General features: G+C 52.0%; 24 protein-coding genes and 1 riboswitch. Of the genes, 21 read left to right on the top strand and 3 right to left on the bottom strand.

The genetic code is table 11. The features are described from left to right. Positions 1-180: 180 nt before the first annotated feature. Entirely contained in the window at positions 181-1689 is a 1509-nt protein-coding gene (gene cls / locus KJS63_RS10545) for a cardiolipin synthase (RefSeq protein ID WP_213619091.1), read from the top strand. A gap of 189 nt (positions 1690-1878) precedes the next feature. Here the strand turns inward: cls and KJS63_RS10540 are convergent, their stop codons facing one another. Continuing rightward, on the bottom strand, positions 1879-3417 hold the full coding sequence (locus KJS63_RS10540) for a phospholipase D family protein (RefSeq protein ID WP_244862565.1): 1539 nt from the start codon (positions 3415-3417) through the stop codon (positions 1879-1881). A gap of 630 nt (positions 3418-4047) precedes the next feature. On the opposite strand from KJS63_RS10540, the gene fni reads away from it, so the two are divergent. The 8 genes from fni to KJS63_RS10500 all read left to right on the top strand — a co-directional run bounded on the left by fni (position 4048) and on the right by KJS63_RS10500 (position 14340). Further along, positions 4048-5139, top strand: coding sequence for a type 2 isopentenyl-diphosphate Delta-isomerase (gene fni / locus KJS63_RS10535; RefSeq protein WP_213619565.1), 1092 nt, complete (start codon positions 4048-4050; stop codon positions 5137-5139). 340 nt (positions 5140-5479) lie between these two features. Further along, positions 5480-6580 carry a redox-regulated ATPase YchF gene (ychF, locus tag KJS63_RS10530; protein WP_068620715.1) on the top strand — a complete coding sequence of 367 codons (1101 nt, stop codon included), beginning with the start codon at positions 5480-5482 and terminating at the stop codon, positions 6578-6580. A 470-nt stretch (positions 6581-7050) separates the two neighbouring features. Then, positions 7051-8118 carry a peptide chain release factor 1 gene (prfA, locus tag KJS63_RS10525; RefSeq protein WP_213619090.1) on the top strand — a complete coding sequence of 356 codons (1068 nt, stop codon included), beginning with the start codon at positions 7051-7053 and terminating at the stop codon, positions 8116-8118. A 25-nt stretch (positions 8119-8143) separates the two neighbouring features. Beyond that, the gene (prmC, locus tag KJS63_RS10520; protein WP_213619564.1) at positions 8144-9013 is read left to right on the top strand and encodes a peptide chain release factor N(5)-glutamine methyltransferase; all 870 of its coding nucleotides are present in this window, start codon (positions 8144-8146) and stop codon (positions 9011-9013) included. A gap of 393 nt (positions 9014-9406) precedes the next feature. After that, the gene (locus tag KJS63_RS10515; protein ID WP_213619087.1) at positions 9407-10588 is read left to right on the top strand and encodes an FtsW/RodA/SpoVE family cell cycle protein; all 1182 of its coding nucleotides are present in this window, start codon (positions 9407-9409) and stop codon (positions 10586-10588) included. A gap of 514 nt (positions 10589-11102) precedes the next feature. Then, entirely contained in the window at positions 11103-11798 is a 696-nt protein-coding gene (gene spoIIR / locus KJS63_RS10510; RefSeq protein ID WP_213619086.1) for a stage II sporulation protein R, read from the top strand. A 362-nt stretch (positions 11799-12160) separates the two neighbouring features. Then, positions 12161-13423, top strand: a complete 1263-nt coding sequence (locus tag KJS63_RS10505; RefSeq protein ID WP_374706285.1) for an L-threonylcarbamoyladenylate synthase — start codon at positions 12161-12163, stop codon at positions 13421-13423. Positions 13424-13479: 56 nt separating this feature from the next. Further along, positions 13480-14340 (top strand): DUF72 domain-containing protein, encoded by an 861-nt coding sequence (locus KJS63_RS10500; protein WP_213619085.1) that lies wholly within the window; start codon positions 13480-13482, stop codon positions 14338-14340. A 212-nt stretch (positions 14341-14552) separates the two neighbouring features. On the opposite strand, the gene KJS63_RS10495 is transcribed toward KJS63_RS10500, so the two are convergent. Together KJS63_RS10495 and KJS63_RS10490 are read right to left on the bottom strand one after the other, a co-directional pair. Then, on the bottom strand, positions 14553-15005 hold the full coding sequence (locus tag KJS63_RS10495) for a DUF2269 family protein (RefSeq protein ID WP_213619084.1): 453 nt from the start codon (positions 15003-15005) through the stop codon (positions 14553-14555). 136 nt (positions 15006-15141) lie between these two features. Continuing rightward, positions 15142-15300 (bottom strand): hypothetical protein, encoded by a 159-nt coding sequence (locus tag KJS63_RS10490; protein WP_213619082.1) that lies wholly within the window; start codon positions 15298-15300, stop codon positions 15142-15144. Positions 15301-15467: 167 nt separating this feature from the next. On the opposite strand from KJS63_RS10490, the gene KJS63_RS10485 reads away from it, so the two are divergent. From KJS63_RS10485 to KJS63_RS10430, 12 genes are all read left to right on the top strand, one after another. After that, positions 15468-16028: a manganese efflux pump MntP gene (locus KJS63_RS10485; RefSeq protein ID WP_213619080.1), complete on the top strand. Its 561-nt coding sequence runs from the start codon at positions 15468-15470 to the stop codon at positions 16026-16028. Between the two features lie 56 nt (positions 16029-16084). Further along, on the top strand, positions 16085-16669 hold the full coding sequence (locus KJS63_RS10480) for a low molecular weight protein arginine phosphatase (protein WP_213619079.1): 585 nt from the start codon (positions 16085-16087) through the stop codon (positions 16667-16669). A 49-nt stretch (positions 16670-16718) separates the two neighbouring features. Next, a riboswitch (ZMP/ZTP riboswitch) is annotated at positions 16719-16803 on the top strand. A 184-nt stretch (positions 16804-16987) separates the two neighbouring features. Further along, complete coding sequence (locus KJS63_RS10475) at positions 16988-17581, top strand: TIGR01440 family protein (protein ID WP_213619078.1); 594 nt, start codon at positions 16988-16990, stop codon at positions 17579-17581. 58 nt (positions 17582-17639) lie between these two features. Next, positions 17640-18890 carry a serine hydroxymethyltransferase gene (gene glyA, locus KJS63_RS10470; protein ID WP_213619076.1) on the top strand — a complete coding sequence of 417 codons (1251 nt, stop codon included), beginning with the start codon at positions 17640-17642 and terminating at the stop codon, positions 18888-18890. 305 nt (positions 18891-19195) lie between these two features. Further along, complete coding sequence (upp, locus tag KJS63_RS10465; protein ID WP_068620689.1) at positions 19196-19825, top strand: uracil phosphoribosyltransferase; 630 nt, start codon at positions 19196-19198, stop codon at positions 19823-19825. 267 nt (positions 19826-20092) lie between these two features. Next, positions 20093-21229: a non-hydrolyzing UDP-N-acetylglucosamine 2-epimerase gene (gene wecB / locus KJS63_RS10460; protein WP_213619562.1), complete on the top strand. Its 1137-nt coding sequence runs from the start codon at positions 20093-20095 to the stop codon at positions 21227-21229. A 173-nt stretch (positions 21230-21402) separates the two neighbouring features. Continuing rightward, entirely contained in the window at positions 21403-21687 is a 285-nt protein-coding gene (locus KJS63_RS10455) for an AtpZ/AtpI family protein (RefSeq protein ID WP_068620687.1), read from the top strand. Further along, complete coding sequence (locus tag KJS63_RS10450; RefSeq protein ID WP_068620685.1) at positions 21680-22093, top strand: ATP synthase subunit I; 414 nt, start codon at positions 21680-21682, stop codon at positions 22091-22093. The genes KJS63_RS10455 and KJS63_RS10450 overlap by 8 nt, the downstream gene beginning before the upstream one ends. Next, positions 22086-22904 (top strand): F0F1 ATP synthase subunit A, encoded by an 819-nt coding sequence (gene atpB, locus KJS63_RS10445; protein ID WP_213619075.1) that lies wholly within the window; start codon positions 22086-22088, stop codon positions 22902-22904. The genes KJS63_RS10450 and atpB overlap by 8 nt, the downstream gene beginning before the upstream one ends. Positions 22905-22973: 69 nt before the next feature. Next, on the top strand, positions 22974-23201 hold the full coding sequence (gene atpE, locus KJS63_RS10440; RefSeq protein WP_068620681.1) for a F0F1 ATP synthase subunit C: 228 nt from the start codon (positions 22974-22976) through the stop codon (positions 23199-23201). Between the two features lie 124 nt (positions 23202-23325). Next, positions 23326-23814 (top strand): F0F1 ATP synthase subunit B, encoded by a 489-nt coding sequence (gene atpF / locus KJS63_RS10435; protein WP_068620679.1) that lies wholly within the window; start codon positions 23326-23328, stop codon positions 23812-23814. Next, a complete protein-coding gene (locus tag KJS63_RS10430) occupies positions 23811-24350 on the top strand; it encodes a F0F1 ATP synthase subunit delta (protein ID WP_213619073.1) in 540 nt (179 codons plus the stop codon). The genes atpF and KJS63_RS10430 overlap by 4 nt, the downstream gene beginning before the upstream one ends. The last annotated feature ends 10 nt before the right edge of the window (positions 24351-24360 follow it).

Below are 24360 nucleotides of genomic sequence, written 5' to 3'. Positions count from 1 at the left end.
CTACCTAACGATCGTTAGGAACCATCTTTTCACAGTTCTCCTTGTAAGTCAAGATCCGTTCGGTGCTGCCCTTTTTGAATCCGTTTACAGCTATTGGCGTAATATTGTTAGGAGGAATAGACAGGTTCATGTAAAATGGGGATAGCATGTGAACATCGTGGAAAAGGAGAACTTACTTGCATGAGACGTGGGCTTCAAATCTTACTTATTGCGGCAATCTTATTTGCCTTTTATTTTTTGGGATTCGGCTTCTTCGGCAGCTTCGGGGGGACGCTGGTCAGCATATTTCAGACCTTGACGGTAATTACCGTGGGGATGGCCATCTTCATGGAGAACCGCAATCCTTCAAGCACGCTCGCCTGGATCCTGCTGCTGGTTCTGCTGCCAGTGGTCGGGCTTGTTCTTTATTTTCTGCTGGGACAGAACTACTTCAAGCGGCGGAAGTTTGATAAGAAAGCAATGCAGGATCAGAAGGCCTATGAACTCATTGACAACAATACCCTGCATGCGGCCTTTGACCTCTCTGAATTCAGTCCGGGGCAGCAGAAGCTGCTTAAGATGTCGCATAAAATCGCCCGCACGCCCTGCTCCATGGCTACACGCACCCGGGTGCTGACCAACGGCGAGGAGACGTTCTCCTCGCTGCTTAAGGAACTGAAGATGGCGAAGCATCATATTCATATGGAGTATTACATCTACCGGGCTGATGAAATCGGCCGGGAGATCCAGCAGACGTTGATCGCGAAGGCTCGCGAGGGAGTTGAGGTCCGCTTTATGTTTGACGCGGTGGGCAGTCTTGGGCTGTCCAAGACGTTCTTGAACGAAATGAGGGAAGCCGGGATTAAGATCGGCATCTATGGACAGGTCCGGTTCCTGGCCTTGTCCAGCCGTGTCAATTACCGCAACCACCGCAAGATTGTGGTCATTGACGGCAATACCGCCTTTATGGGCGGGCTTAACGTCGGTGACGAATACCTCAGCCGGAGCAAGACGTACGGATTCTGGCGGGACACACACATGCTGGTCAAAGGGGAGGCGGTGCGCTCCCTTCAGATTATTTTCCTCCAAGACTGGCTTTATGTCACCGGTGAGAAAATTATCGGTTTGGAGTACCTGTCCCCTCAGCTTGAGGTGGGCTGCAGTGGTGCGGTGCAGATCGTGCCGAGCGGTCCGGATAATGAAAGCCGGTCGCTCAAGGATATCTTCTTCTCGATTATTACATCTGCCAAGAAATCGGTATGGCTTGCGACCCCATACTTTATTCCAGACGAGGACATCCTGACAGCCCTTCGCGTGGCGGCCATATCGGGCCTCGATGTCCGCATTTTATTCCCGGCCAAGCCGGACAAGTGGCTCCCGTTTCTGGCATCGCACTCATACTTCCCTTCCCTGCTGGAAGCCGGGGTGAAGATCTATGAGTATGAAAAGGGCTTCCTGCACGCCAAACTGCTGATTGCCGACGGGGAAGTAGCCTCGGTGGGCACGGCGAATATGGACATGCGCAGTTTCCATCTGAACTTCGAGGTCAGTGCGCTGCTTGTCCAGAGTGACAGCGTCCGCAAAATCGTAGAGGACTTCGAACGGGATCTGCATTCCACAAAGCTGATCGAACGGAAAGCGTTCATGCAAAAGCGCATCGTTGTCCGCTTTATGGAATCGGCGGCCCGGCTGATGTCCCCTTTGCTGTAAAGTGAGGCCTGCCCTTAAGGCGCCTCTAGGCATCGCTGAAATGTACACGTTGTTTGTAGGCAAAGCGCTGCCTTTGCGCTATTTATATGGCAGATGCCAGATATGTTAGCTTAATGGGTCATCTTGCTACCATTATAGAAGAGCGGGTGCAAGGAGATATCCTCTTGCACCCGCCTCTTTGTGCGGGGGTCAGTAGGTTGTAAATCCGAGCGCCTTTTGCAGGCGGAACAGAACGTCCTTGAACCAGACGGCTTTCTCGTGATAAGCGCTATAGTCCAGGCTGTAATCGGCGCCTTGGTTGTACCAAATACGCTCGAAATATTGATCCAGGCTCCGGGTTAGTTGACTTCCGCGCGGAGCAGAGATCCAGAGATCGTTCTCCAGATTAAGATCATCCAAATTCCGGGAGGTGAAGTTGGCGGAGCCGCCCAGGATCACACTTGGCCCTTGCGTCTTGGCAATGTACAGCAGCTTGGTATGATACTGCTCCTGCGTTGTATTGTACCAGCGGATCTGCATGGCTGGACCCGAACGGGCCAGAAGCTCTTCTGTGACCGGGCGGTTGGGCAGACCGATCTTCTCCTGGCCGAACGCATTCTGGTTCGGGTCCAGAATCAGACGGAGCTGGACACCACGTTCTCCTGCAGCCACCAGCTCGTTCATGACTTTTGTATCCGCCAGATAGAACATGCCCATCCAGAGTGTGTCGCCTTTTTGCGAATCTTGAATAGCCTTTAGCAAATAGGTGTAGATTTTGCCTTCCGTGAGATAACGGATTTGCAGCTTACCGCTCTCCGATGCAGTTTTACCTACGGTACTGCCGGTGTGGCTCTGCGGGTTGTCTGACTGTCCTCTGGCCTGGCTTCCTGTCCATTTGGGCAGTCTTCCCCCGCCGGAGAAGTTAGCCACGGCCTGCTCACTGTTCAGTATGTCTTGGATTACCGGCCCGCTGACCTCAAAGGCTATATTGGAATGAAAGGCGCTTGCATTATGAACATTGCCAGAAGAGATCAAGGCGCTGTTCTCTGTCGCTAACACCTTCCGGTGATTGGCCTTGACGTTCAGCAGCTTCAGATAGGAGCGGGCCGTAATATCCGGACCGTTCGAGGCCATCAGATTGGGAATCCAGCCGGTCCCGGATTGTCCAAACCATTGAAAGAAGGTTCTCCACACCGCTGAATAGGCGGGAGTGGAATCCCGCAGCGGGTTCACATCGGTGATGATTACCTGTGCGCCGGCCTGCTTCAGCTCTTCCAACAGGTGATTTGGAGCCGAGTCATAATTCGTATTGATCTCATCGGTAATAAATACAATGTCCAGCTTCGGATACTTCCGTTTTTGTTCAAGCAGCTTACGGGTGAGGCCTCCGCTTACATCGGGATAGGTCTGGCCTTTATGTACATAATCATTAAAAAGGAATAAATCCAGCACGATAAATTGGCGGGCTTCTCCAATTATCTGCAGCATCCGGTCATAAATATGCCGTTCCTGCTGGAATCCGCCGTGCCCATCCGGATAAGTCAGATCATACAGGAAGTCTGTTGTATTAACGGAGTAGAGGGGACTTTCGTAAGAAACCCCTTGAGGAAGCCGCTTATGGGTCTGGTAAACCATAACGGCGGACAACCACAGAATCAAGAGCAGCAGGACGAGAAGGACTCTTCGCAACCACGGCTTTGGCCTGAGGTTTTTGGAAGCTGCCGTATTATTTTTAAACAAAGATGCCAATACCTACTCCTCCTTTTGTTGGCCTTAAAGCAGCCGTGTGGGTCAGTTCTTATCATTACCATAATTGAGGTAAAGTTGAAGCACAGAAAGTTTTGGAAGAATACGGCTGCAGACAAACTGTAGTCATACCGGGAACAACCAGCCTAGCCTTATCTCCCTTAGGCAATCGGAATTCAAACAGTTGGCTGAATTTTTATGTACTCGTAGTCATTTCTGTATGAATACTGAAGACTTATATAAGGGCTGATGAGTTAAAGCCGGATGAAAGAGGATGAGACGTATACTTCTGGCCCTTAAAGTCTGGTATGCTGAACTACGTGCGGCCTAGATAGGGCTGACTAAGGAACGAAGGCTGAGCTAAATAAGTTATATAAGATAAACTTTAGAATTAACTGATCTCAGCGCCCCAAAAGGGTGAACTTTATAAGTTTATTTTATATAACGTGAATAAAATTTGCGGTCAGAACCGAACGCCGTTAAGATTGCCACAGGCTAAGCTGGGCTAGGCTGTGCTAAGTTGGATTGGACGGCAGGGATTAGGAGGCATAGATGAAGGATCGTTTGAATGTACGGAACAGACGGATGCGCAGAGGGAAGTTGAGTCCGGCCGGCCGTAATACATTGGATAATATGAGAGTTAAGCCTGGCGGAGCGCATGATTCCGGCATAAGTCTGGTGGATACAGCCATTTCGGCAACCTCTGGGCGGAAAACGGAGCATATCCGCATTTGTCTAAATGAAGAGGTGAATGCGGTAGGTCTGACTGCCGGCTTCGAACGTTATGTATTCCGGCATAATGCGCTGCCGGAGATCGATTTTGACCGGATCAGCTTGCAGACCTCCTTCTTGGAGCGGCCGGTGCGTACACCATTGTTAATCAGCTCCATGACAGGCGGAAGTGAAGCAGCGGGGCGGATCAACGAACGGCTTGCCGAAGCGGCGGAACGCCGGGGCTGGGCCATGGGCGTTGGTTCAGTCCGTGCGGCGGTGGAGCAGGACCGTCTTAAGGCAACGTTTGCTGTGCGACGCAAGGCACCAACCATTCCGGTGATTGCCAACCTGGGCGCGGTGCAGCTGAATTACGGCTTTGGCACAGAAGAGTGCCGGAGGGCGGTAGAGATCGCTGAGGCGGACATGCTGGTTCTTCATCTGAATTCGCTTCAGGAGGTGTTTCAGCCGGAGGGGAATACCGCTTTTGGCGGTCTGCTTCAGCGGATTGAACAGCTGTGCCACAGCCTGCCTGTCCCGGTAGGCATTAAAGAGGTCGGCTGGGGGATTGACGACCAGACGGCGGTAAGGCTCCGTGACGCAGGAGCTGCTTTCATCGATGTTGCCGGTGCGGGAGGCACCTCCTGGAGCCAGGTGGAGAAGTTCCGCAGCATCGACCCGGTTCGCAGGGAGGCTGCCGAAGCCTTTGCAGGGTGGGGAATTTCGACAGCGGAATGCATCCGTCAAGTTCGCGCGGCGTTGCCCGGGTATGCCATTATTGGAAGCGGTGGCTTAAATACCGGGGTGGATGCTGCCAAGGCGCTGGCGTTGGGGGCCGATATGGCTGGTTTCGGAAGGGCCTTGCTCGGGCCTGCTGTCCAGTCAGAACAGGAACTCGATGAGGTGCTGAGCCGCGTAGAGTTCGAACTGCGGGCAGCTATGTTCGGGATAGGGGCGGCGGATGTGGGTGCGCTTAAGGACACAGACCGCCTGGTTAGTCTGGATAAAGAATAGATCGGGAACAAGGCTGACTGACAGTGGTTTGCTTGAAATTATAGATTTTCTGATAAAACCTACTTGTTTACAGTGGATTACAGTTGATTTATTGGTCCGCAACCCTTATAGTGGAAATTGCAGACCTCGTTCGCTCTCTTGGAGTAAGTCCGGGAGGGCGGACGCCAGGTTATCTTAAGTGGAATCAAGAGGCAGACGGGAACCCAATCCGGCGGATGGGTTTTTTTGCGTTTACGGAAGTGAGAAGGTTTTTCCTCTACTCTCCTTGAAATATTGCCGGGGTATATGTACTATGGTTGAAGAAGATGAGCAATTACAATAATGAGGAGTTGTCATAGATATGGCTTTAAAAGCAGGAATCGTGGGTCTGCCGAACGTTGGCAAATCGACACTGTTCAATGCGATTACGCAGGCAGGGGCCGAGTCCGCGAACTATCCGTTCTGCACCATCGACCCAAACGTGGGTGTCGTGGAGGTGCCTGATGAGCGTCTCGACAAGCTGACTGAGCTGGTAGTGCCGAACCGTACGGTGCCTACCGCATTTGAATTTGTGGATATCGCCGGTCTGGTGCGCGGTGCAAGCAAAGGGGAAGGTCTCGGTAATAAGTTCCTTGCCCATATTCGTGAAGTGGACGCGATCGTACATGTGGTCCGCTGCTTTGAAGACGAGAATATTACCCACGTGGACGGCAAAATCAATCCGATCAGCGATATCCAGACGATCAATCTGGAGCTTATTCTGGCGGATCTCGATAGCGTCGAGAAGAAGATTGAACGCTCCCGCAAAAATATGAAGGGCGGCAACAAGCAGTACGAGAAGGAAGTGGAAGTGCTTGAACGTGTTAAGGAAGCACTTTATAACGATATGCCGGCACGCAGTGTTGAACTGTCCGATGATGAGAAGGCGATTGTGCGCGACCTGCATCTGCTTACGCTCAAGCCGGTGCTGTATGCGGCAAATGTTAGCGAGGATGGCGTGACAGAAGCCGACAGCAACCCGTTCGTACAGCAGGTTAGAGAGTTCGCTGCTGCCGAGAATGCGGAGGTTGTGCCGATCAGTGCCAAGGTGGAAGCTGAAATTGCCGAGCTTGAAGGGGAAGACAAAGCGATGTTCCTGGAGGAGCTGGGGCTTGAGGCATCAGGCCTTGACCGCCTGATCCAGGCGGCTTACCGCTTGCTTGGCTTGTACACATACTTTACAGCAGGGGTGCAAGAGGTGCGTGCCTGGACGATCCGCAAGGGGACTAAAGCTCCGGGGGCTGCGGGAGTCATTCACTCTGACTTCGAACGCGGCTTCATCCGTGCCGAAGTGGTGTCCTATGATGATCTGGTGGCTGCCGGATCTATGAACGCTGCCAAGGAACGCGGTCAACTGCGCTTGGAAGGCAAGGAATACGTTGTGCAGGACGGCGACGTCATGCATTTCCGCTTCAACGTGTAATTTAACGGATGTTGAAATCATATACGATCACAGGAAACCGTGCTTACCCCAGGGGGAGCACGGTTTCTCTTTGTCTGATTAGAATAAGTGCAATGATGGAAAAATAAACAGAGGGTCCTATCTTTGTCCGCAGGAGTTCTAATTAAAACGAACTTTGGAATTAACCGATCTGAGCTTCGATCCCGAGTGATTCTGAAGAAGCGGAGCGTCCCCCTTTGTCTCCGAAATGCCCCTGCTTTAATATCTAGTTCAAGCATTTCGGAGACAACAGCGGCCTTAAAGAACACTCGGCATGGCAGCCCCGATAAGGGTAATCTTCATAAGTTCATTTTATATAACGGAAAAATTCCCGAAAAAAGGCGGATTGTCCACAGCCTTCATCTATTCAAAATCGAACAACCATGCTATAATAAAAAGTCGTTTACCCTAACAATATTATGGGAATTATGTAACGAAAAGAGGTGCTTTCTTTGTTAGACCGACTTCAGTCCCTTGCAGACCGTTATGAGAAGCTGAGCGAGTTGCTCTGCGACCCTGACGTGGCCAATGATACGAAGAAACTGAGAGATTATTCCAAAGAACAATCGGATTTACAGCCTGCTTACGAGGCTTTTATCGAATATAAGAACGTAATTGAAGAACTGGATGCGGCGAAAGCCATGCAGGCTGAGAAGCTGGATGACGAGATGCGTGAGATGGTGAAGATGGAGATTGAGGAGCTTACTGCCCGCCATCAGGAGTTGGAGGAGAAGATCCGTATTCTCTTGCTGCCGAAGGACCCGAATGATGATAAGAACGTTATCGTCGAAATTCGCGGTGCCGCGGGCGGTGATGAGGCGGCCCTTTTCGCGGCTGACTTGTACCGGATGTATACACGCTACGCAGATTCCCAGGGCTGGCGTGTAGATGTGATGGACGTGAATGCGAGCGACCTCGGCGGTTTTAAGGAGGTCATCTTCATGATCAATGGACGCGGCGCTTACAGCAAAATGAAATTCGAAAGCGGCGCCCACCGGGTTCAGCGGATTCCTTCCACAGAGTCCGGCGGCCGGATTCACACCTCTACTTCTACGGTTGCGGTTATGCCGGAAGTTGAAGATTTTGATATCGAAATTCATGATAAGGATATCCGGGTAGACACGTTCTGCTCCAGCGGTGCCGGCGGCCAATCGGTTAACACAACGAAATCGGCTGTACGCGTGACCCATATTCCTACGGGTATCGTGGCGACGTGTCAGGACGGTAAATCCCAGAACTCGAATAAAGAGAAGGCCCTTCAAGTGCTTCGTGCGCGGATCTATGACGTAAAACGCCAGGAAGAAGAAGCGAAATACGCGGGGGAACGCAAGAGCAAGGTGGGTACGGGCGACCGCAGTGAACGCATCCGTACTTACAACTTCCCGCAGAGCCGTGTAACTGACCATCGTATCGGTCTCACGGTCCACAAGCTGGATCAAGTGATGAACGGGGAGATTGAAGAATTCATCTCCGCCTTAACGCTTGCCGAGCAGGCGGACATGATGGACAAAGGAGAATAAGTCCTTGAATACAGAGAGTTATACCATGTCTTCGGGATTGCTGTTGATAGAAGCCTTTAAGGAGGCTTCTTCTTTTTTAGCGGCGGCCGGGCTTCAGGAGCCTGAATCCAATGCCGAGCTGCTGCTGCGGCATGTGCTGGGGCTGAGCGGGGCCGAATACTTGATGGCCCTGCGCGATCCGTTCCCGGCGCAGCATGCGCCCGCCTGGGAAGAAGCTATCCGCCGGAAGGCGGCGGGCGAGCCCGCGCAGTACATCACCGGGGAGCAGGAATTCTACGGCCTGACCTTCAAGGTCACCCCGGCCGTATTGATCCCGCGCCCCGAGACGGAGCTGCTCGTGGAAGCCATTGCCGCCGAAGGCGCCAAGCTGTGGCCGGGCGGCGCGCCGCGCACGGCCGATATCGGCACGGGCAGCGGCGCGATTGCCGCTGCCCTTAAGACGCTGCGTCCCGCGTGGCAGATCGCGGCCGGGGACCTGTCGCCGGATGCGCTGGCTCTTGCGCGGGAGAATGCGTCCCGGCTCGGGCTGGAGATCACGTTCAAGCAAGGAAATCTGCTTGAACCGTTCGCGGGCGAGCCGCTGGACATTGTGGTGTCCAATCCGCCGTATATTCCTGCGGCGGATATTGAAGAGCTGCAGCCTGAGGTGCGCGATTATGAGCCGCGGCTGGCTCTGGACGGGGGGCCTGACGGATTGGCACCTTACCGGGTGATGATGCGGCAGCTCCAGCTTCTGCCGGCCCCGCCGCGGTTGATCGGTTTTGAGCTGGGCATGGGCCAGGCTGGTGATGTGGCTGAGCTCCTTAGAGAAGCCGGGCACTGGGAGGAAATTATGACTATTCCGGATTTGGCGGGGATTGACCGCCATGTGGTGGGAATCTCCCGGATTTCATGATGATGGTGAAAGGTAATAAGGAAATCCCTGATCGATATCCCAGTATATTTGCGTTTCATAGAAGACTCGAACTATATTAGAATGAGACGGAATATGCAGCGCTTGTTCCGCGAAGGAACCATCGGTTAGGATAGACATGATTTAACGTGGTTCTTACGCACATGCATAAGGAACTGTAGAGGTTGAACTAAAGAAAGATCGGGGAATGGATTTATTATTAGATCAGACAATCTGCAAACAACTTTGACCTTAAAGAACACTTCACCTAAGATGCCTGCATCCATACGATCTTTTGTTCAACTTATATAGATCACTGTATATAGATTAAATAGATGAACTTCTGGAAGAACAGTTGTAAATGCTGTACCTGGGGAACGTGAAGGGAGCCGCTTCATGCTTAACAAGTTTAAAAAAGTTGATTGGTCGATTGTGTTTATTGTATTTATACTCGGAATCTTAAGCATCGTGCTAATCCATAGTGGTATAGCTGCTTGGCCGAAATTTAAAAACGCGGATACCCGGATGATTTTTTTCTATATCGCCGGATTTATCGCCTTTTTTGGAATGATGCTGATTGATTTCCGGATTCTAACAAAGTACTTTATGTATTTGTTTGGGGCCGGTATGATTCTGATGGTTATCGTTATTCTAAAAGGGGAGACGGTCAACGGGGCCCAAGGCTGGCTGAATCTCGGTCCCCTCAGTATCCAGCCAGCAGAGCTGTTCAAGCTGGTGCTGATTATCACGCTGGCAGCCCTGTTAAGGCGGAAATACCGGATGAGCCTGTCGTTCTGGAAGGATGTTGTTCCGCTGGGGCTTGTGACACTCATTCCTTTTGGAATGGCGATGGTTCAGAATGACATCGGGAACGGGCTCAGCTACCTGGTCATTCTCCTGGGCATGCTGTGGATCGGGAAAATGAAATATTCTCATGCTCTGATTATTCTTGTGATTACGGCCGTGGCGGTTGTTGGCGGAATCAAGGCCTATATTACTTTCCACGACGAGATTGCTACAACACTAAAGTCGACGAATAAGCAGCACTGGTTGGACCGGATTGACCCATGGCTGATGCCGGAGGAAGCCAGTCAGAAATCTGCCTACCATACCAAAAATGCAAGTGTGGCCATTGCAGCTGGGGGTATGTTCGGTAGGGGGTATATGCAGGGTCCGTATGTTCAATCCATGCGGGTACCTTATACGTATTCGGATTCGATCTTTGTTGTGGTGGCCGAGGAGTTTGGGTTTTTCGGATGTTCGGTGCTGCTTCTGCTGTATTTTATTCTGATACACCGTCTCATTCTGATCTCTCTAGAGTGCAGGGATAGGACCGGCCCGCTGCTTATTGTGGGGATCGTGTCGATGTGGCTGTATCAGATCTTCGAGAACGTTGGCATGTTCATGGGGCTGATGCCGCTCACCGGAATCACTTTGCCGTTCATCAGTTACGGGGGGACGTCGCTTCTCATCAATATGGCTAGCCTAGGCTTGGCGATGAGCGTACGAATTCATGGTCATGAGGTTGACGATGATATTCCGCAGACTACCCGCGCTTCTTTGAACCGGTCGACGTAATGGGTTTGGAACCGGATTTGGCATTGCCCTGGACTTCAACCGGAAGCAAATCCAAGTATACTGACTCTAAATTAGGAAGCGGCTGTTCCCAGCACTTCTTGACCGGGATTAGAAACGATGGACCCGGGAGCAACCTTGAAAGTTGAAATTGGTTCAGGCCATTAGTGTCTTGCTAGTCTCTAAGCAGGTTGATCGGGGGCAGCACCAAGAACAGTGATACCAGTACATCCAAGTGCTGATTAACGTTTAGGGGAGTTAGTCTGGTAGTCCCCTGGAAGCAACTGTTTAGCGCCACCTCGTTCCGACTTTACAGAATGAGGGTGCAGCTCCCACTCCGGGACCTAAAGCAAACAGCAGTTTAGCAAGTCGCCTGCCGGCCATTCGTGGCCATGGTAGGCGGCTTTTTGTTTTTATCTTTGTTTCTCTCATAAATTGCTAGATTCATAGGTTTAAGACTCCCGGCACCGGACATACTGATAGACATCAGGAGTTAACGGTAAAGGGGAGATTGGAAATGGCGGGAAGATACGGGGGAAAAAGAATCGGCAGACTGCGCAGCGTGGTGCTGCTGGTCATCTGTATAGCAATTCTAGTGATGTCCTGGGAAGAGCAGAAGACGGATGCGGCGGTCACCAGTACGGAGATTCCGAAGGACTCCATCCGGCTGCGGATTCTAGCGAATTCGGACCGGCCGGAGGATCAGGTGGTTAAACGGAACGTTCGGGATGCGGTAGTTGAACAGATGAATAGCTGGGTGAAAACGCTGGAGAACCCGCAAAGCCTGGAAGAGGCCCGTGCGGTTGTCCGGGAGAAGCTGCCGGAAATCGAAGAGCAGGTAGGGCGCACACTGAAGGCGAAGGGTGAGACCTACGGTTATAAAGTGGAGCTGGGCGTTGTTCCCTTTCCTACGAAGATGTATGGTGGCGAAGTTTATCCTGCGGGTGACTATGAGGCGGTGCGGGTAACCCTTGGATCTGGGGCGGGCCAGAACTGGTGGTGTGTGCTGTTTCCACCGCTCTGTTTCATCGATGCGGGGACAGGAGATGCGGTCGCACAGAAGGCGGGCGACATCAAGACGGCATCGGCCGAAGGCAGTCAAAAGAGCGGGGCAGAACAAGGAGAGAAGGCTGAGCAGGCGCCAAAGGTCCGGTTCTTCCTCTGGGAACTGCTTAGCGGATTCTTCCACTGGGTGGGCAGTTTGTTTGGTTAAGCTGCGGGATAACGGCTTGAAGGTGTTGCCTGATTAGTAATCTGATTAGTATTCTGATTAGCAATTTGTTTTGTACAGCACTTATGGTAAAATTATTGGTATTCTAAATTCGTATTCTTACAAGTTTTGCCGGAACCTTGAACCTTCCGTGTTTAATCTGGATTTAACACTGCTGTAGTAGTGATATGAGCATTAAACCCGCCAAGGGTGGTATGGGCCGAGCATTTCGGTCTTCAGGGAATTCATAATTGAACCGGAGAGTGCTTTCACTTGCCTGGAACTGGTGCAGTTTGCGCCTGCTGGGAGTGGGGCGCTTTTCTTATGTTATGAACCTACAGAAAACAATGGAATGGGGCTTCTATATGGAACACGATCATGAGCTGAAACAGAATAAAGGGAAGAGTCAGGATAATCAAACTGCCACCAAATATTGGGATGTGACGGGCCTGATCGTGAACCCTGAGGCAGGCCGCGAATCGGAAAAGGGTGGACTGGAGCAGCAAGCGAATGGCCGGCTATCGAATCGGGAGCGGACGACTGAGAAGCCGTCTGCTGAAGAGCGGCTGATCCAAGAGCAATACGCCAGGGAGCGGTCCGCTGAGCAGTCTATTCTTGAGGCCGCGGCGATGCTCAGAGCTGGACAGACGGTGGCTTTTCCGACAGAAACGGTGTACGGCCTGGGAGCGGATGCACGCAGTACGGAGGCGGTCGAGCGGATCTTTGCAGCCAAGGGCCGACCTTCGGACAACCCTCTGATTGTGCATATTGCGGAGCTGTCCCAGCTGGACGAGCTTGTGCTTGAAGTGAACGATACAGCCCGGAGGCTGATGGAGGCCTATTGGCCGGGCCCGCTCACACTGGTGCTGCCGGTGCGTCCGGGTGCGGTCTCTCCGCGCGTGACCGCCGGTTTATCCACCGTGGCCGTACGCATGCCGGCCCATGACATTGCGCTGCGGCTGATTGCCGCAGCGGGCTGCCCGGTGGCGGCGCCCAGCGCCAACCGCTCGGGACGGCCGAGCCCGACGCTGGCCAGCCACGTCGGCGAGGACCTTGCCGGCCTGATCGGCGGCATCGTGGACGGCGGGCCCACCGGTGTGGGCCTCGAGTCCACCGTGGCCGAGGCCGGCGCGGACGGCACCGTGACCGTGCTTCGCCCTGGCGCGGTCACGGAAGAGGCGCTTGCCCGCGTGGCGGCAAGCGTGCACACGGACCCCGCCCTGCGCAGCGGCGGGGATGCAGACAGCAGCCCGGCTCCGCGGTCGCCGGGCATGAAATACACGCACTATGCGCCGCAAGGCAGTCTGCGCATAGTGCGTGGGGACGACCCGGCGGCTGTGACGCGCCGGGTCCAGGAGCTGCTCACCGCGGCTGAGGCGCGCGGCGAGGTGACCGGGGTGCTCGCGTATGACGAGCACCTGCCGCAGTACCGGGCGAGCGTCGTGATCTCGCTCGGCCCGCTCGGTGCGCTGGAGAACGCGGCGCACCGGCTTTATGCGGGGCTGCGCCGCTTCGACGAAGAGGGGGCTACCTTCATGGTTGCCGAGGCCTGCCCGGAGGAGGGGCTCGGCCAAGCGGTGATGAACCGCCTGCTTAAAGCGGCGGGCAATGAGGTAATAGACGTATAGCGGTGATGGCTGCCGGAGATAACCGGCGGTAGATCTATTGGAAAGGCGGGATGGCGATGATCCAGATAGGATTGACCGGATGGGGAGATCATGATGATCTGTATCCTGCGCGTACCCCGGCCCGGGAGAAACTGCGTATTTACGGACAGCATTTTCCGGTGGTTGAGGTGGACAGCTCCTTCTATGCCATACAGTCCCAGGATAATTTCCAGCGCTGGGTGGACAGCACGCCGGAACACTTTAGCTTTTTTGTGAAGGCTTATCAAGGCATGACAGGGCATTCGCGCGGCAAAAACCAGAAATTTGCCGGGCCTGGTGAAATGTTCGAGGCCTTCATCCGCTCCATTGACCCCGTGGTGAATGCGGGCAAACTGAATGCCATTCTGTTTCAATTCCCGCCCTGGTTCGATTGTACACCGGATAGTGTCCGCAGGCTTCGGGCTATCCGCAAATGGATGGGCGATCTGCCGCTGGCTGTTGAATTCAGGAATCCCAGCTGGTTCCAAGACGACACGCGGGAGAAGACGATTCAGTTTATGCGCGAAGAGGGCTGGTTTCACGTGATCTGTGATGAACCCCAGATTGGTCCGGGGTCAGTTCCTACAGTGCTGGAGCCAGGAGCAGCAGGGAAGACATTCATTCGTCTTCACGGCAGGAATGCGGAAGGCTGGAAGATGAGCAGCGCGCCAAATTGGCGGGAGATCCGGACGTTGTATCGTTATTCAACGGAAGAGCTTACCGAGTGGCGGGAGCATCTTAGACTGCTGGAAGAGAAAGACGCAGGGGATATTTATATGATTTTCAACAACAACTCCGGCGGGGACGCAGCGGATAATGCCAAGGAAATGATGAGTCTGCTCGGCATGAAGCCGGCGGCTCACGCCCCACGCCAAATGGATTTGTTCGGGGAAGCCTGAGGTTGTCTGTGTGATTAACTGTTAACTGTGCCTGGCAGATGGAGTGCAGGGCGGGCGGATTTCGGGTCTGCCATGCTGAACGGCGGTGTGGTAGTTGTGGGAGTTTCAGTTTTTGAATCGTGGCCTATTTAATTTTTGAATTGTCGTACGTTTGGATTAAATCCCACAATGGCAGCCTGCAGTTGGATCACAGCCCAAGAAGTTCCCCACGTTTAAGGCCGTATAACCATCAGGATGATAACCAGTACGGTTAGAACATGCACGGTTTTATTCAAGTAATTGAGCTTATGCGCAAAAGGTTCGTAGGCGGCGGGGATGTCCTCGCCGCTGTGCTGTGCAATGATCTGGCCCGCCTTCTTCATCGTGGGCTCAAGGATAGCCAGAATAAGTATCTCAATGAGAACAAACAGAACAAGGCTGAGGTTAAGCCACATTTTGCTAAAGCCGGTCTGATCAACAATCATGAGGAGCACGCCCGTCACAAACAGGGTGATTCCTCCAATCTTAGGGAACTTGCCCAGAGCGATGTTCATTTTATAAACGAACTTAAGCTGGCTGCTTGTCCGGGCGAAACCGGTGATCATCGGAAGTACAAAAGCAGGTCCGATGCCAATGATGGCTGCAAGTACGTGTATAAGCACCAGCAGCTTTTCAAATGCCTCCATAGGGGGTACCCCTCCTTAATATTTTTGATATGAAACAGGGCGGGGGCTTGCCGCCTTGTTCGCCTGATTCATCTTACTCTTGTCCGTATGAATTCATGCCAAGTTCATAGTATCTTGAGGTATGAAGCGGGGCTTTCTATCCACTTTCATTTTCTTGCAGTCCTCCTGAAGCCTGCTTTCTATTCTCCTCTTGTGGTTTTTGAACTCTCAGCTGTAGGCCGCGGATCAGCTTGTACAGGAAGCAGTGAACCAGAGGGATGCTTGGATGGGTGTAGGTGTAGAACCATGTGCCCATGGTCTGCCTTCTATGCACTGACGGGCTTTCATGGACCGGCGGGCGGCATCGATAGAAGGAACCTGCTGGATGGCAGGGGATAAGCTGTCATGAACCCTATCTTGTCCGCATACCTATTTCTGTAGGGAAAGCCAAACTTCTGATTTGCGGACATGGGGGAATGAGGAATGCATGAAGCAGCCGAGCGGCTGGGGGAACTGGCCACCATTGTCATGATGGCGGTCGCTCTGGGAATGGATGCTTTTTCTCTGGGCATAGGGATCGGCATGAGAGGGGTTCGTCTGCGTGAGGTGCTGCGGATCAGTTCGGTCATTGCCTTGTTCCATATTCTGATGCCCTTGCTGGGCATCTTCACCGGTGAATACTTAGGAATGCTGCTTGGACAGGTGGCCAGCTATGTCTCAGGCGGTCTGCTCGTCCTGCTCGGCTTGCATATGATCATAAGCTCCATACGCGGCGGAGGGACCGAAGTAGTGAACATTCGCAGTTTTTTGGGTATGCTGTTATTTGCGATGAGTGTCAGCGTGGACTCCTTCTCGGTTGGGGTTTCACTTGGCCTATTTCACAGCGATCTCGTGATTACGGTGTTGGCTTTTGGCTTTTTTGGTGGAGTGATGTCTGTACTGGGTCTGCTGCTTGGCCGCAGGGTCAGCCACAGCCTGGGGGATTACGGGGAGGCGGCAGGCGGAGCGGTCCTGCTGGCATTTGGACTGATGTTTATCTTTTGATACAATAAAGGGACTATGGCGCATAAGCCAGTCAGTTACCGGAGGTGAAGGCACAGATGCGGATTTTGTTTGTATGTACAGGGAATACGTGCCGCAGCCCCATGGCTGAAGGCATGCTTCGCAAGCTTGCGAAGGAGCGCGGGCTTGATGTGGAGGTAAGGTCAGCCGGGGTCGCTGCTGCGGAAGGCATTCAGATTTCTTATCATGCGGAAGGGGTTCTGCGTGATCATGAGATTCATGACCGGATTACCTCGACGCCGCTACGGGGGGAGCTTACCGAATGGGCTGATCTGATTCTTACGCTTACCCAAGGGCATAAACGCCAGGTTATTCAGGTGTTCCCGGATGCTGCGGGCAAGACCTACACGCTTAAAGAATACGTGGAAGATGATGAACGGGTACTTGAAGATTTGAAGGAACTGGACAGCCTGCTCGCAGCAAGGGAACTGAATATGTCGCTTGGACAGCCGTTTAGCGAAGCCGATGCCGAGCGGATTATTGAGCTTCGGCAGCGTATTCCGGTCTATGATATTTCTGATCCGTTCGGCGGATCACGGGAGGATTACGACCGGACGGCCGCAGAGATTCGCACGGCACTGGACAAGCTGCTGGACATGTTGAAGCGGGATGGATCGCAGTAATTTGGCTTGCAAATCAGGCCGGGTTGCTATATGATGAAAGTGAAAATTGCAGATCCGGTGTGACTGGCGACGAGAGTGGGCGATAAACCACGATGGAGCATCGGAGTATACGGCCGGTCGCCTGGGCAAAAGAGCACACGCATTCCTTGGGATGCGTACTGCTCTTTTTTTCGTTCCGTCTTTCGATTTCTTGTCGGATTTTAGGTATAATAAGTCTTTGTGGAGCGGTGATTCTTCAAGTTCCCGCTAGGTGAACGGTTAGTCTTCTGCCTGAAGCATGAGCTTCTTATGCCTGACTGAAATGGGAGGAATGTGAGAATGAATAAAGGCAATGGGGAATTGGAACTATCCATACGTGAGCAGGCCGCTGTTGTGTTGAAGGATCTGGCTGAAGCCGCGAGGCTCGGGCCGGGTAAAGTCGTGGTGCTTGGAGTCAGCACCAGTGAGGTTGCAGGCAGCCGGATTGGCACAAATGGTGCGGAATCCATCGCTGCCGAGCTTTATGAAGGTCTGGAGCAGGTCCGTTCTGCCTATGGTTTTGATCTTGTCTTTCAATGCTGTGAGCATCTCAACCGCGCCCTTGTGATGGAACGCGAGCTGCTGGAGCGTCTAAACCTCACTGAAGTCAGCGCTGTGCCTGTTCCCAAGGCAGGAGGCTCCATGGCGGCAGGAGCATACCGCCGTCTTAAGGCTCCTTGTTTAGCGGAGACGATCGAGGCTGATGCCGGCCTTGATATCGGTGAGACCTTGATCGGGATGCACCTGCGCAGGGTGGCTGTTCCATACCGGCCACAGGTCCGCTATATCGGGAAGGCCAGGGTGAACGCTGCTTGGAGCAGGCCGAAGCTGATCGGCGGGGAAAGAGCGGTCTATGTTCTGCCTCAGGTGCAGGACAATGATTTATGTGATTGATTTGTTATTCGTCGTGATTGATGAAACAACCAAATAGATTGTGGGAGGATGAAGGAACATGGAATATTTGAAGAAGCAGGACCCGGCAGTACTGGAAGCTATGAATCTGGAGTTGAAACGTCAGCGCAACAACATTGAGCTGATCGCCTCCGAGAACATTGTGAGCGAAGCAGTTATGGAAGCTATGGGCTCCGTGCTGACAAACAAATATGCGGAAGGCTACCCAGGCAAACGCTATTACGGCGGCTGCGAGCACGTGGATATCGTAGAGGATATTGCCCGTGACCGCGCTAAGGAACTGTTTGGCGCTGAGCATGCCAATGTACAGCCTCACTCTGGAGCTCAGGCGAACATGGCTGTCTATTTGGCCGCTTTGAAACCTGGGGATACTGTTCTTGGGATGAACCTGGCCCATGGTGGACATTTGACCCACGGCAGCCCGGTTAATGCTTCCGGTCTCATGTATAACTTTGTTGCTTATGGTGTTCAGGAAGATTCCTTCACGATTGATTACAATGAACTGCGTAAGCTAGCATTCAAGCACCGCCCTCGTATGATCGTTGCCGGTGCCAGTGCATATCCGCGCATCATTGACTTCGAAGCAATTGCGTCCATTGCGAATGATGTAGGAGCCCTGTTCTTCGTAGATATGGCGCATATCGCAGGCCTGGTTGCTGCCGGACTTCATCCAAGCCCAGTGCCTCACGCCCATTTTGTAACCACGACTACACATAAGACGCTTCGCGGTCCTCGCGGAGGGCTGATTCTATGTAAGAAGCCTTGGGCACAAGCGATTGACAAGGCGGTATTTCCTGGGATTCAGGGTGGGCCTCTAATGCATGTGATTGCTTCCAAAGCCGTGGCTCTTGGTGAAGCACTGCAGCCTTCCTTCAAGACCTATGCCGAGAATGTAATCAAGAATGCCAAGAGATTGGCCGAGACTTTGGTGGAAGAAGGCCTCAACCTCGTTTCCGGCGGAACGGACAACCACCTGATGCTGATCGACACCCGCAACTTGAACATTACCGGTAAAGATGCTGAGCATGTTCTGGACTCTATCGGAATTACGGTCAACAAGAATGCGATTCCGTTCGATCCAACCAGCCCGTTTGTGACCAGCGGCATCCGTCTGGGTACGCCTGCTGCGACCTCCCGTGGCATGGATGAGGAAGCAATGATTGAAGTCGGACGCATTATTGCGATGACATTGAAGGCTCCTCAGGACAATGCGGTTCTGGATCAGGCCCGTACCCGCGTGGTGGCCCTGACTGACCGTTACCCTCTGTACCCGGAAATGAAATACGAATAAGAGCATTAGCGGAAATAAGGCTCCTGTGCAGGATTGCACAGGGGCCTTTATTGTATGTCATGATTTAAATAGGGTGATGGTATCACCTGGGAGATGTTTGGCAATAATGCAATTGATTTTGGCTTAGGCTGGGTGGCATGTCTGGAATTAGGGGAATTGAAGGTGAAAATGGCTAAGGGGAGTGATATAATAAACAGGATTTGGCCGAGGTATGCAGGGATTGAACAGATCTGCTGATCATTCTTTCTGCATGAATGGACAGGCCATAATGGATAACAAGAAGTAACCTGACCGGAGGGACCAACATGGGAAAATTGGTGATATGTGATCACCCCTTGATTCAACACAAATTGACATTTATCCGTGACATGAGAACGAACACGAAGGATTTCCGCGAATTGGTAGACGAAGTAGCCACTTTGATGGCTTATGAGATTACGAGAGAGGTGCCGCTTGAATCGATCACGGTTCAGACACCGGTGGCCGAGACCGAAGCGAAGGTGATATCCGGGCGTATGCTGGGACTCATTCCTATTCTGCGTGCAGGACTTGGGATGCTGGATGGCGTTCTCAAGCTGCTTCCCGCGGCCAAAGTGGGTCATGTGGGCTTGTTCCGGGACCCGGAGACGCTTCAGCCGGTGGAATACTACGTTAAGCTTCCTACAGATGTTCAGGAACGTGAGTTGATCGTGATTGATCCGATGCTGGCAACCGGAGGCTCCGCAATTGCAGCGATTGAATCGCTCAAGAACCGGGGCTGCACCCAGATCAAGATGATGAATTTGATTGCCGCGCCGGAAGGCGTCAAGGCTGTTCAGGAAGCCCATCCCGATGTGGATATCTACGTGGCGGCGCTGGATGAGCGCTTGGACGATCATGGTTACATCATTCCGGGGCTTGGCGACGCGGGTGACCGCTTGTACGGTACCAAGTAACCGGCTTTTAGACAGCCTGTACGCGGCTTCTGTGAAGGTAGCCATTTGGGTGGGGCGGGCGGTCCCTGAAGAAGGGGATTGGAATCGTGTCCCGAAAAATCAGACATCAGTTGGCCATTATACATCAAGATTTCGCCCTTTAGGGTCCGGGTACGAACGTTCCAGTTTATCCACAGGTGAGCCTGGACTTCCTCGGATAGCCCGAGGTGCGGCTTTTGTTCAGGGAAATAGAAAGGGGTTACTGTTTTGACTAAAAAGATAAAAGTAATGACGATTTTTGGCGTGAGACCGGAGGCCATTAAGATGGCTCCCTTAATTCTGGAGCTTCAGAAGCATCCGGAGCAGATTGAATCTGTGGTATGCGTTACAGCACAGCACAGAGAGATGCTGGATCAAGTGCTTGAAGTATTCAAGATTGTGCCGGATTATGATCTAAACGTAATGAAAGAGCGTCAGACCTTGAACGAGGTGACGATCCGGGTGCTGCAGGGTCTGGAAGAGGTACTCAGGCAGGCTAAGCCGGATATAGTGCTGGTGCATGGGGATACTCTTACGACCTTCCTGGCCAGCTATGCGGCATTCCTGCAGCAAATCCAGGTGGGTCACGTGGAAGCCGGGCTCCGCACTTGGAACAAATTGTCCCCTTACCCGGAAGAGATGAACCGTCAGCTTACCGGAGTACTTGCGGATATGCATTTTGCGCCGACGGAATGGTCTGCGGATAATCTTCGCAAGGAGAATAAGAAGGAATCAACCATTTATGTCACAGGCAATACGGTGACAGATGTGTTTCAATATACCGTGAAGTCGGATTATACACATCCGGTTCTAGACTGGGCTGCAGGTAAGAGACTGATCCTCATGACTGCACACCGGAGGGAGTCCCAGGGTGAACCGCACCGTAACATATTCCATGCTGTTCGGAGAATTGCGGATGAGTTCGAGGATATCGCGATCGTATATCCTGTGCATCCTAGCCCTGCGGTAAGGGAGCCTGCTTATGAAATTCTCGGGGGCCACCCGCGAATCAAACTGATTGATCCGCTGGATGTGGTGGATTTCCATAACATCTATCCTCATACCCACCTCATCTTAACCGACTCGGGTGGTATGCAGGAGGAGGCGCCATCCTTTGGTGTGCCGGTGCTTGTTCTTCGTGATACTACGGAGCGTCCAGAGGGAGTTGAGGCCGGAACTTTGGAACTCGTAGGTACGGATGAAGAGAAAGTTTACGAACGGACAAGAACACTTTTGACAGATACAGCTGTCTATGAATCCATGAGCCGGGCGGCCAACCCATACGGAGATGGGAAGGCTTCAGAGCGAATCGTCAATGCGATTTGTCACCATTTTGGACTAAATGAAGAACGGCCTGACAAATTTCACACAAAGTTCACAAATTAACATCTGAGCCAGAATGAGTGAGAAATAGACAGCATACAGTTATACTGTACGCTTTGGTGGTTGTCAGAGTCGAATTTTTTATACTTCGCGCTTTAAAGCGCGAAAGATTTCTTCGTTGACAAAGGTTCACTGATTTCAGTAAAATAAACTGGGATTATAAGGTGGGTTGAAGTATGACTAAACCTCTGAAAAGCCCAAGGAAATCAAGCGATTCAGACTCTGACAAACCGGCTCGTACCGGGAGCGTCCTCAAAGCTGCAGGTCTTGTGTCCGCGATTGGAATTGACATTGCTGTATGCACGGTTGCCGGGTATTATCTGGGCAGCTGGTGGGATAGTTTTGGCAGCGGTTCCGCAACCGGTATCCGCACCGGAATTGGCGTGCTGGTTGGCGTCGTTATCGGCATGGTCAGTGTCATATTCCTCATCAAAAAGGTCATGGAGGACAGCGATGGATGAACTGCGGGTATACCGTAGAGTGCTGAAGGTGGCAACCTACTCTGTCCTTGCTCTCTGCTTCATAGCAGCGGCATTGGTAGGGTCATATAAGTCGATTCCGCTCGGAATTGCACTTGGAGTTGTCGTCAGCTATGTTAACGCCAACTATTTGGCATTCAAGGTTCGACGTTTTATGGATGGAATTACAGGCCAGGAGAAACGACGGCCGGGACTTGGATTCTTCACCCGTGCCGCCTTGGCTTTGGCAGCTGCCATGATAGCCTATAAAAAACCGGAGATGTTCAATATGTTTGCGGTTGTTGGCGGATTGGTCTTCTCACAGTTCCTTCTACTATTTGCAGGTCTTATTCAGTCTAGAAAGGAAGAAGATGACGCGTCTGAGAAAGGGGTGAAAAAACATGCATGAATCACCAATTATTAAGTTGGGCGGACTGCGCATTGACCTTTCTGTTGTTCTTATGCTAGTTGTCACCTGCGCTATTGTTTTTATCCTTGCTAAACTCGCAACACGCAAACTTTCTGTGGAGAACCCAAGCAAGATACAGAACTTCATGGAATGGGTGATAGAGTTTGTACAAGCTCAGATCTCTAGCGCCATGGACTTCAAGAAGGGCAAGCCGTTCCTTGCTCTCGGCGTCACGATGATCATGTTCATCTTTGTAGGGAACATGCTCGGACTGATCTTCGGGGTTGTGACCGAATACGATAATAAGGATGCAGCTACGGCCTTCGGTCAGCCGATTGTTTCGGTTACTGAGAAGCTGGATACACTTCACGCGAAAGGCGAAGCTCATCCGCACGCTGAAGTAGCGTGGTGGAAATCACCAACCGCGGATATCAGCGTAACCATGGGTCTGGCACTCCTGGTATTTGTAATCGTTCATTACCTGGGGGCAGTGAAGAATACGAAGGCTTATTTCAAACACTACTTCCAGCCTTATCCGGTTTTCTTCCCGATCAACCTGATTGAGCAATTTTCCAAGCTGCTGACGCACGGGATCCGTCTATTCGCCAACATTTATGCCGGTGAGGTTCTGATCGGTGTCATTATGGGGCTGGCGTCATCCAATGTGATCGGAGCTGTCCTGTCGGTACCGCTTCTGATGGCTTGGCAGGGTTTCAGTATATTTATCGGTGCGATCCAAGCGTTTATCTTCGTCGTATTGATGATGGTGTATATCTCGCAAACCGTGGATATGCATCACGAAGAACATTAACACACAAGTTTGAACTTCAAGCTTGAACGATATTACTAAACAATCACAAATTTTGAGGAGGATTTACACATGGAAGGAATGGCATTATTAGCAGCAGGTATCGTAGCAGGTCTGGGCGCACTTGGCGCAGGTATTGGTAACGGTCTTTTGATCAGTAAAACAGTTGAAGGTGTTGCTCGTCAGCCGGAATCTAAGTCCACTCTTCAAACTCTGATGTTCCTTGGAGTAGGTCTGATCGAGGTTATGCCAATCATCGGCGTGGTACTTGCGTTCATGTTCTACGGTAAAGCTTCATAATTAATGTACGACCCAAAGCTTGGCGGGGAAGGCGAAGTCCATCTGCCGCCTTCTTTATTCTTGAATAGCCCTGTGAAATGGGTCTGCCCGAGATGATCGACGCTTTTGGAAAGGAGTGACGAGGTTGAATTTCGTATGGGAATCTACAGTAATTACATTAATCGCTTTTTTAATCCTGTACTGGCTGCTTAGCAAATATGCATTTGGTCCCTTGTTCTCCATTATGGAGAAGCGCCGTGAGCTGGTGCGTCAGCAGTTGGACGAAGCCAAAGCCACACGCGAACAAGCAACAGCCTATGTTGAGGAACAAAAGCAAGCTCTTCAGCAAGCGCGTCAGGATGCTTACGATATCATCGAACAATCCAAGCAAACCAGCAGCAAGCAAGCCGCTCAAATTGTGGAGCTTGCCAAGAACGAAGCTACTCGTCTGAAAGAAGACGCTGTGCGTGAAATTCAGAACGAGAAGAACAATGCGGTTGAACAGCTTCGCAGTGAAGTGGGTGTCGCTTCTGTCAAGATTGCTTCCAAGCTGATTGGCAAAGAAGTGAAAGAAGACAGCGTACAAGGCGAGCTGGTTGACCAGTACCTTAAAGAAGTCGGTGGCAGATCATGAGCCGCGAAACAGTTGTAGCCAGACGGTATGCTAAGGCGCTCTACGAAGCTGCCGCACAGGATGGCCGCACGCTCGAGACGGAACAGGAACTGACCGCAGCAGTAACAGCTCTTACTTCTGACAAGGATGTTATGAATTTTATTGTCTCTCCTAATATTTCAGAAGAAGTTAAGTGGAATATTATCAGCGGCAGTCTTGAGGGCAAAATGTCCCAAACGGTTATTTCCGCTCTGAAGCTGGTGATTGAACGCGGCAGAGTAGATATCCTGCAGGATATGCTTAATAGCTATACGAAGATTTCCAGCGATGCGCTGGGTATTGCCAATGCGGTAGTATACACTACTTACCCTCTGAATGAGCAGGAGCAGCAGCAGGTTGCCCAGGAGTTTGGAGATTTGGTTCATAAGAAGATTCGTGTGAATAACGTGATTGATAAAGATTTGCTCGGCGGTATGAAGGTGGTCATTGGCGATACGCTGTATGACGGCAGTCTAGCGGGTAAATTGGAACGCCTTGAAAAGTCTTTTCGAAGATAAGCACTGAAGA

The sequence above is a fragment of the Paenibacillus sp. J22TS3 genome, assembly GCF_018403205.1.
Lineage (GTDB): Bacteria > Bacillota > Bacilli > Paenibacillales > Paenibacillaceae > Fontibacillus > Fontibacillus tuaregi.
This window is presented reverse-complemented; position numbering and strand designations above follow the sequence as displayed.

What these genes read in the sequence shown, in the direction of transcription:
- KJS63_RS10490 (WP_213619082.1), bottom strand. Translation starts at nt 15,300, where the DNA reads ATGGGCACATGGTTCTACACCTACACCCATCCAAGCATCCCTCTGGTT.
- glyA (WP_213619076.1), top strand. Translation starts at nt 17,640, where the DNA reads ATGGAATATTTGAAGAAGCAGGACCCGGCAGTACTGGAAGCTATGAAT.
- fni (WP_213619565.1), top strand. Translation starts at nt 4,048, where the DNA reads ATGAGAGTTAAGCCTGGCGGAGCGCATGATTCCGGCATAAGTCTGGTG.
- KJS63_RS10485 (WP_213619080.1), top strand. Translation starts at nt 15,468, where the DNA reads ATGCATGAAGCAGCCGAGCGGCTGGGGGAACTGGCCACCATTGTCATG.
- KJS63_RS10505 (WP_374706285.1), top strand. Translation starts at nt 12,161, where the DNA reads ATGGAACACGATCATGAGCTGAAACAGAATAAAGGGAAGAGTCAGGAT.
- spoIIR (WP_213619086.1), top strand. Translation starts at nt 11,103, where the DNA reads ATGGCGGGAAGATACGGGGGAAAAAGAATCGGCAGACTGCGCAGCGTG.
- atpE (WP_068620681.1), top strand. Translation starts at nt 22,974, where the DNA reads ATGGAAGGAATGGCATTATTAGCAGCAGGTATCGTAGCAGGTCTGGGC.
- atpB (WP_213619075.1), top strand. Translation starts at nt 22,086, where the DNA reads ATGCATGAATCACCAATTATTAAGTTGGGCGGACTGCGCATTGACCTT.
- KJS63_RS10430 (WP_213619073.1), top strand. Translation starts at nt 23,811, where the DNA reads ATGAGCCGCGAAACAGTTGTAGCCAGACGGTATGCTAAGGCGCTCTAC.
- cls (WP_213619091.1), top strand. Translation starts at nt 181, where the DNA reads ATGAGACGTGGGCTTCAAATCTTACTTATTGCGGCAATCTTATTTGCC.
- KJS63_RS10515 (WP_213619087.1), top strand. Translation starts at nt 9,407, where the DNA reads ATGCTTAACAAGTTTAAAAAAGTTGATTGGTCGATTGTGTTTATTGTA.
- prmC (WP_213619564.1), top strand. Translation starts at nt 8,144, where the DNA reads ATGTCTTCGGGATTGCTGTTGATAGAAGCCTTTAAGGAGGCTTCTTCT.
- ychF (WP_068620715.1), top strand. Translation starts at nt 5,480, where the DNA reads ATGGCTTTAAAAGCAGGAATCGTGGGTCTGCCGAACGTTGGCAAATCG.
- upp (WP_068620689.1), top strand. Translation starts at nt 19,196, where the DNA reads ATGGGAAAATTGGTGATATGTGATCACCCCTTGATTCAACACAAATTG.
- KJS63_RS10455 (WP_068620687.1), top strand. Translation starts at nt 21,403, where the DNA reads ATGACTAAACCTCTGAAAAGCCCAAGGAAATCAAGCGATTCAGACTCT.
- wecB (WP_213619562.1), top strand. Translation starts at nt 20,093, where the DNA reads ATGACGATTTTTGGCGTGAGACCGGAGGCCATTAAGATGGCTCCCTTA.
- KJS63_RS10480 (WP_213619079.1), top strand. Translation starts at nt 16,085, where the DNA reads ATGCGGATTTTGTTTGTATGTACAGGGAATACGTGCCGCAGCCCCATG.
- KJS63_RS10500 (WP_213619085.1), top strand. Translation starts at nt 13,480, where the DNA reads ATGATCCAGATAGGATTGACCGGATGGGGAGATCATGATGATCTGTAT.
- KJS63_RS10475 (WP_213619078.1), top strand. Translation starts at nt 16,988, where the DNA reads ATGAATAAAGGCAATGGGGAATTGGAACTATCCATACGTGAGCAGGCC.
- KJS63_RS10495 (WP_213619084.1), bottom strand. Translation starts at nt 15,005, where the DNA reads ATGGAGGCATTTGAAAAGCTGCTGGTGCTTATACACGTACTTGCAGCC.
- KJS63_RS10450 (WP_068620685.1), top strand. Translation starts at nt 21,680, where the DNA reads ATGGATGAACTGCGGGTATACCGTAGAGTGCTGAAGGTGGCAACCTAC.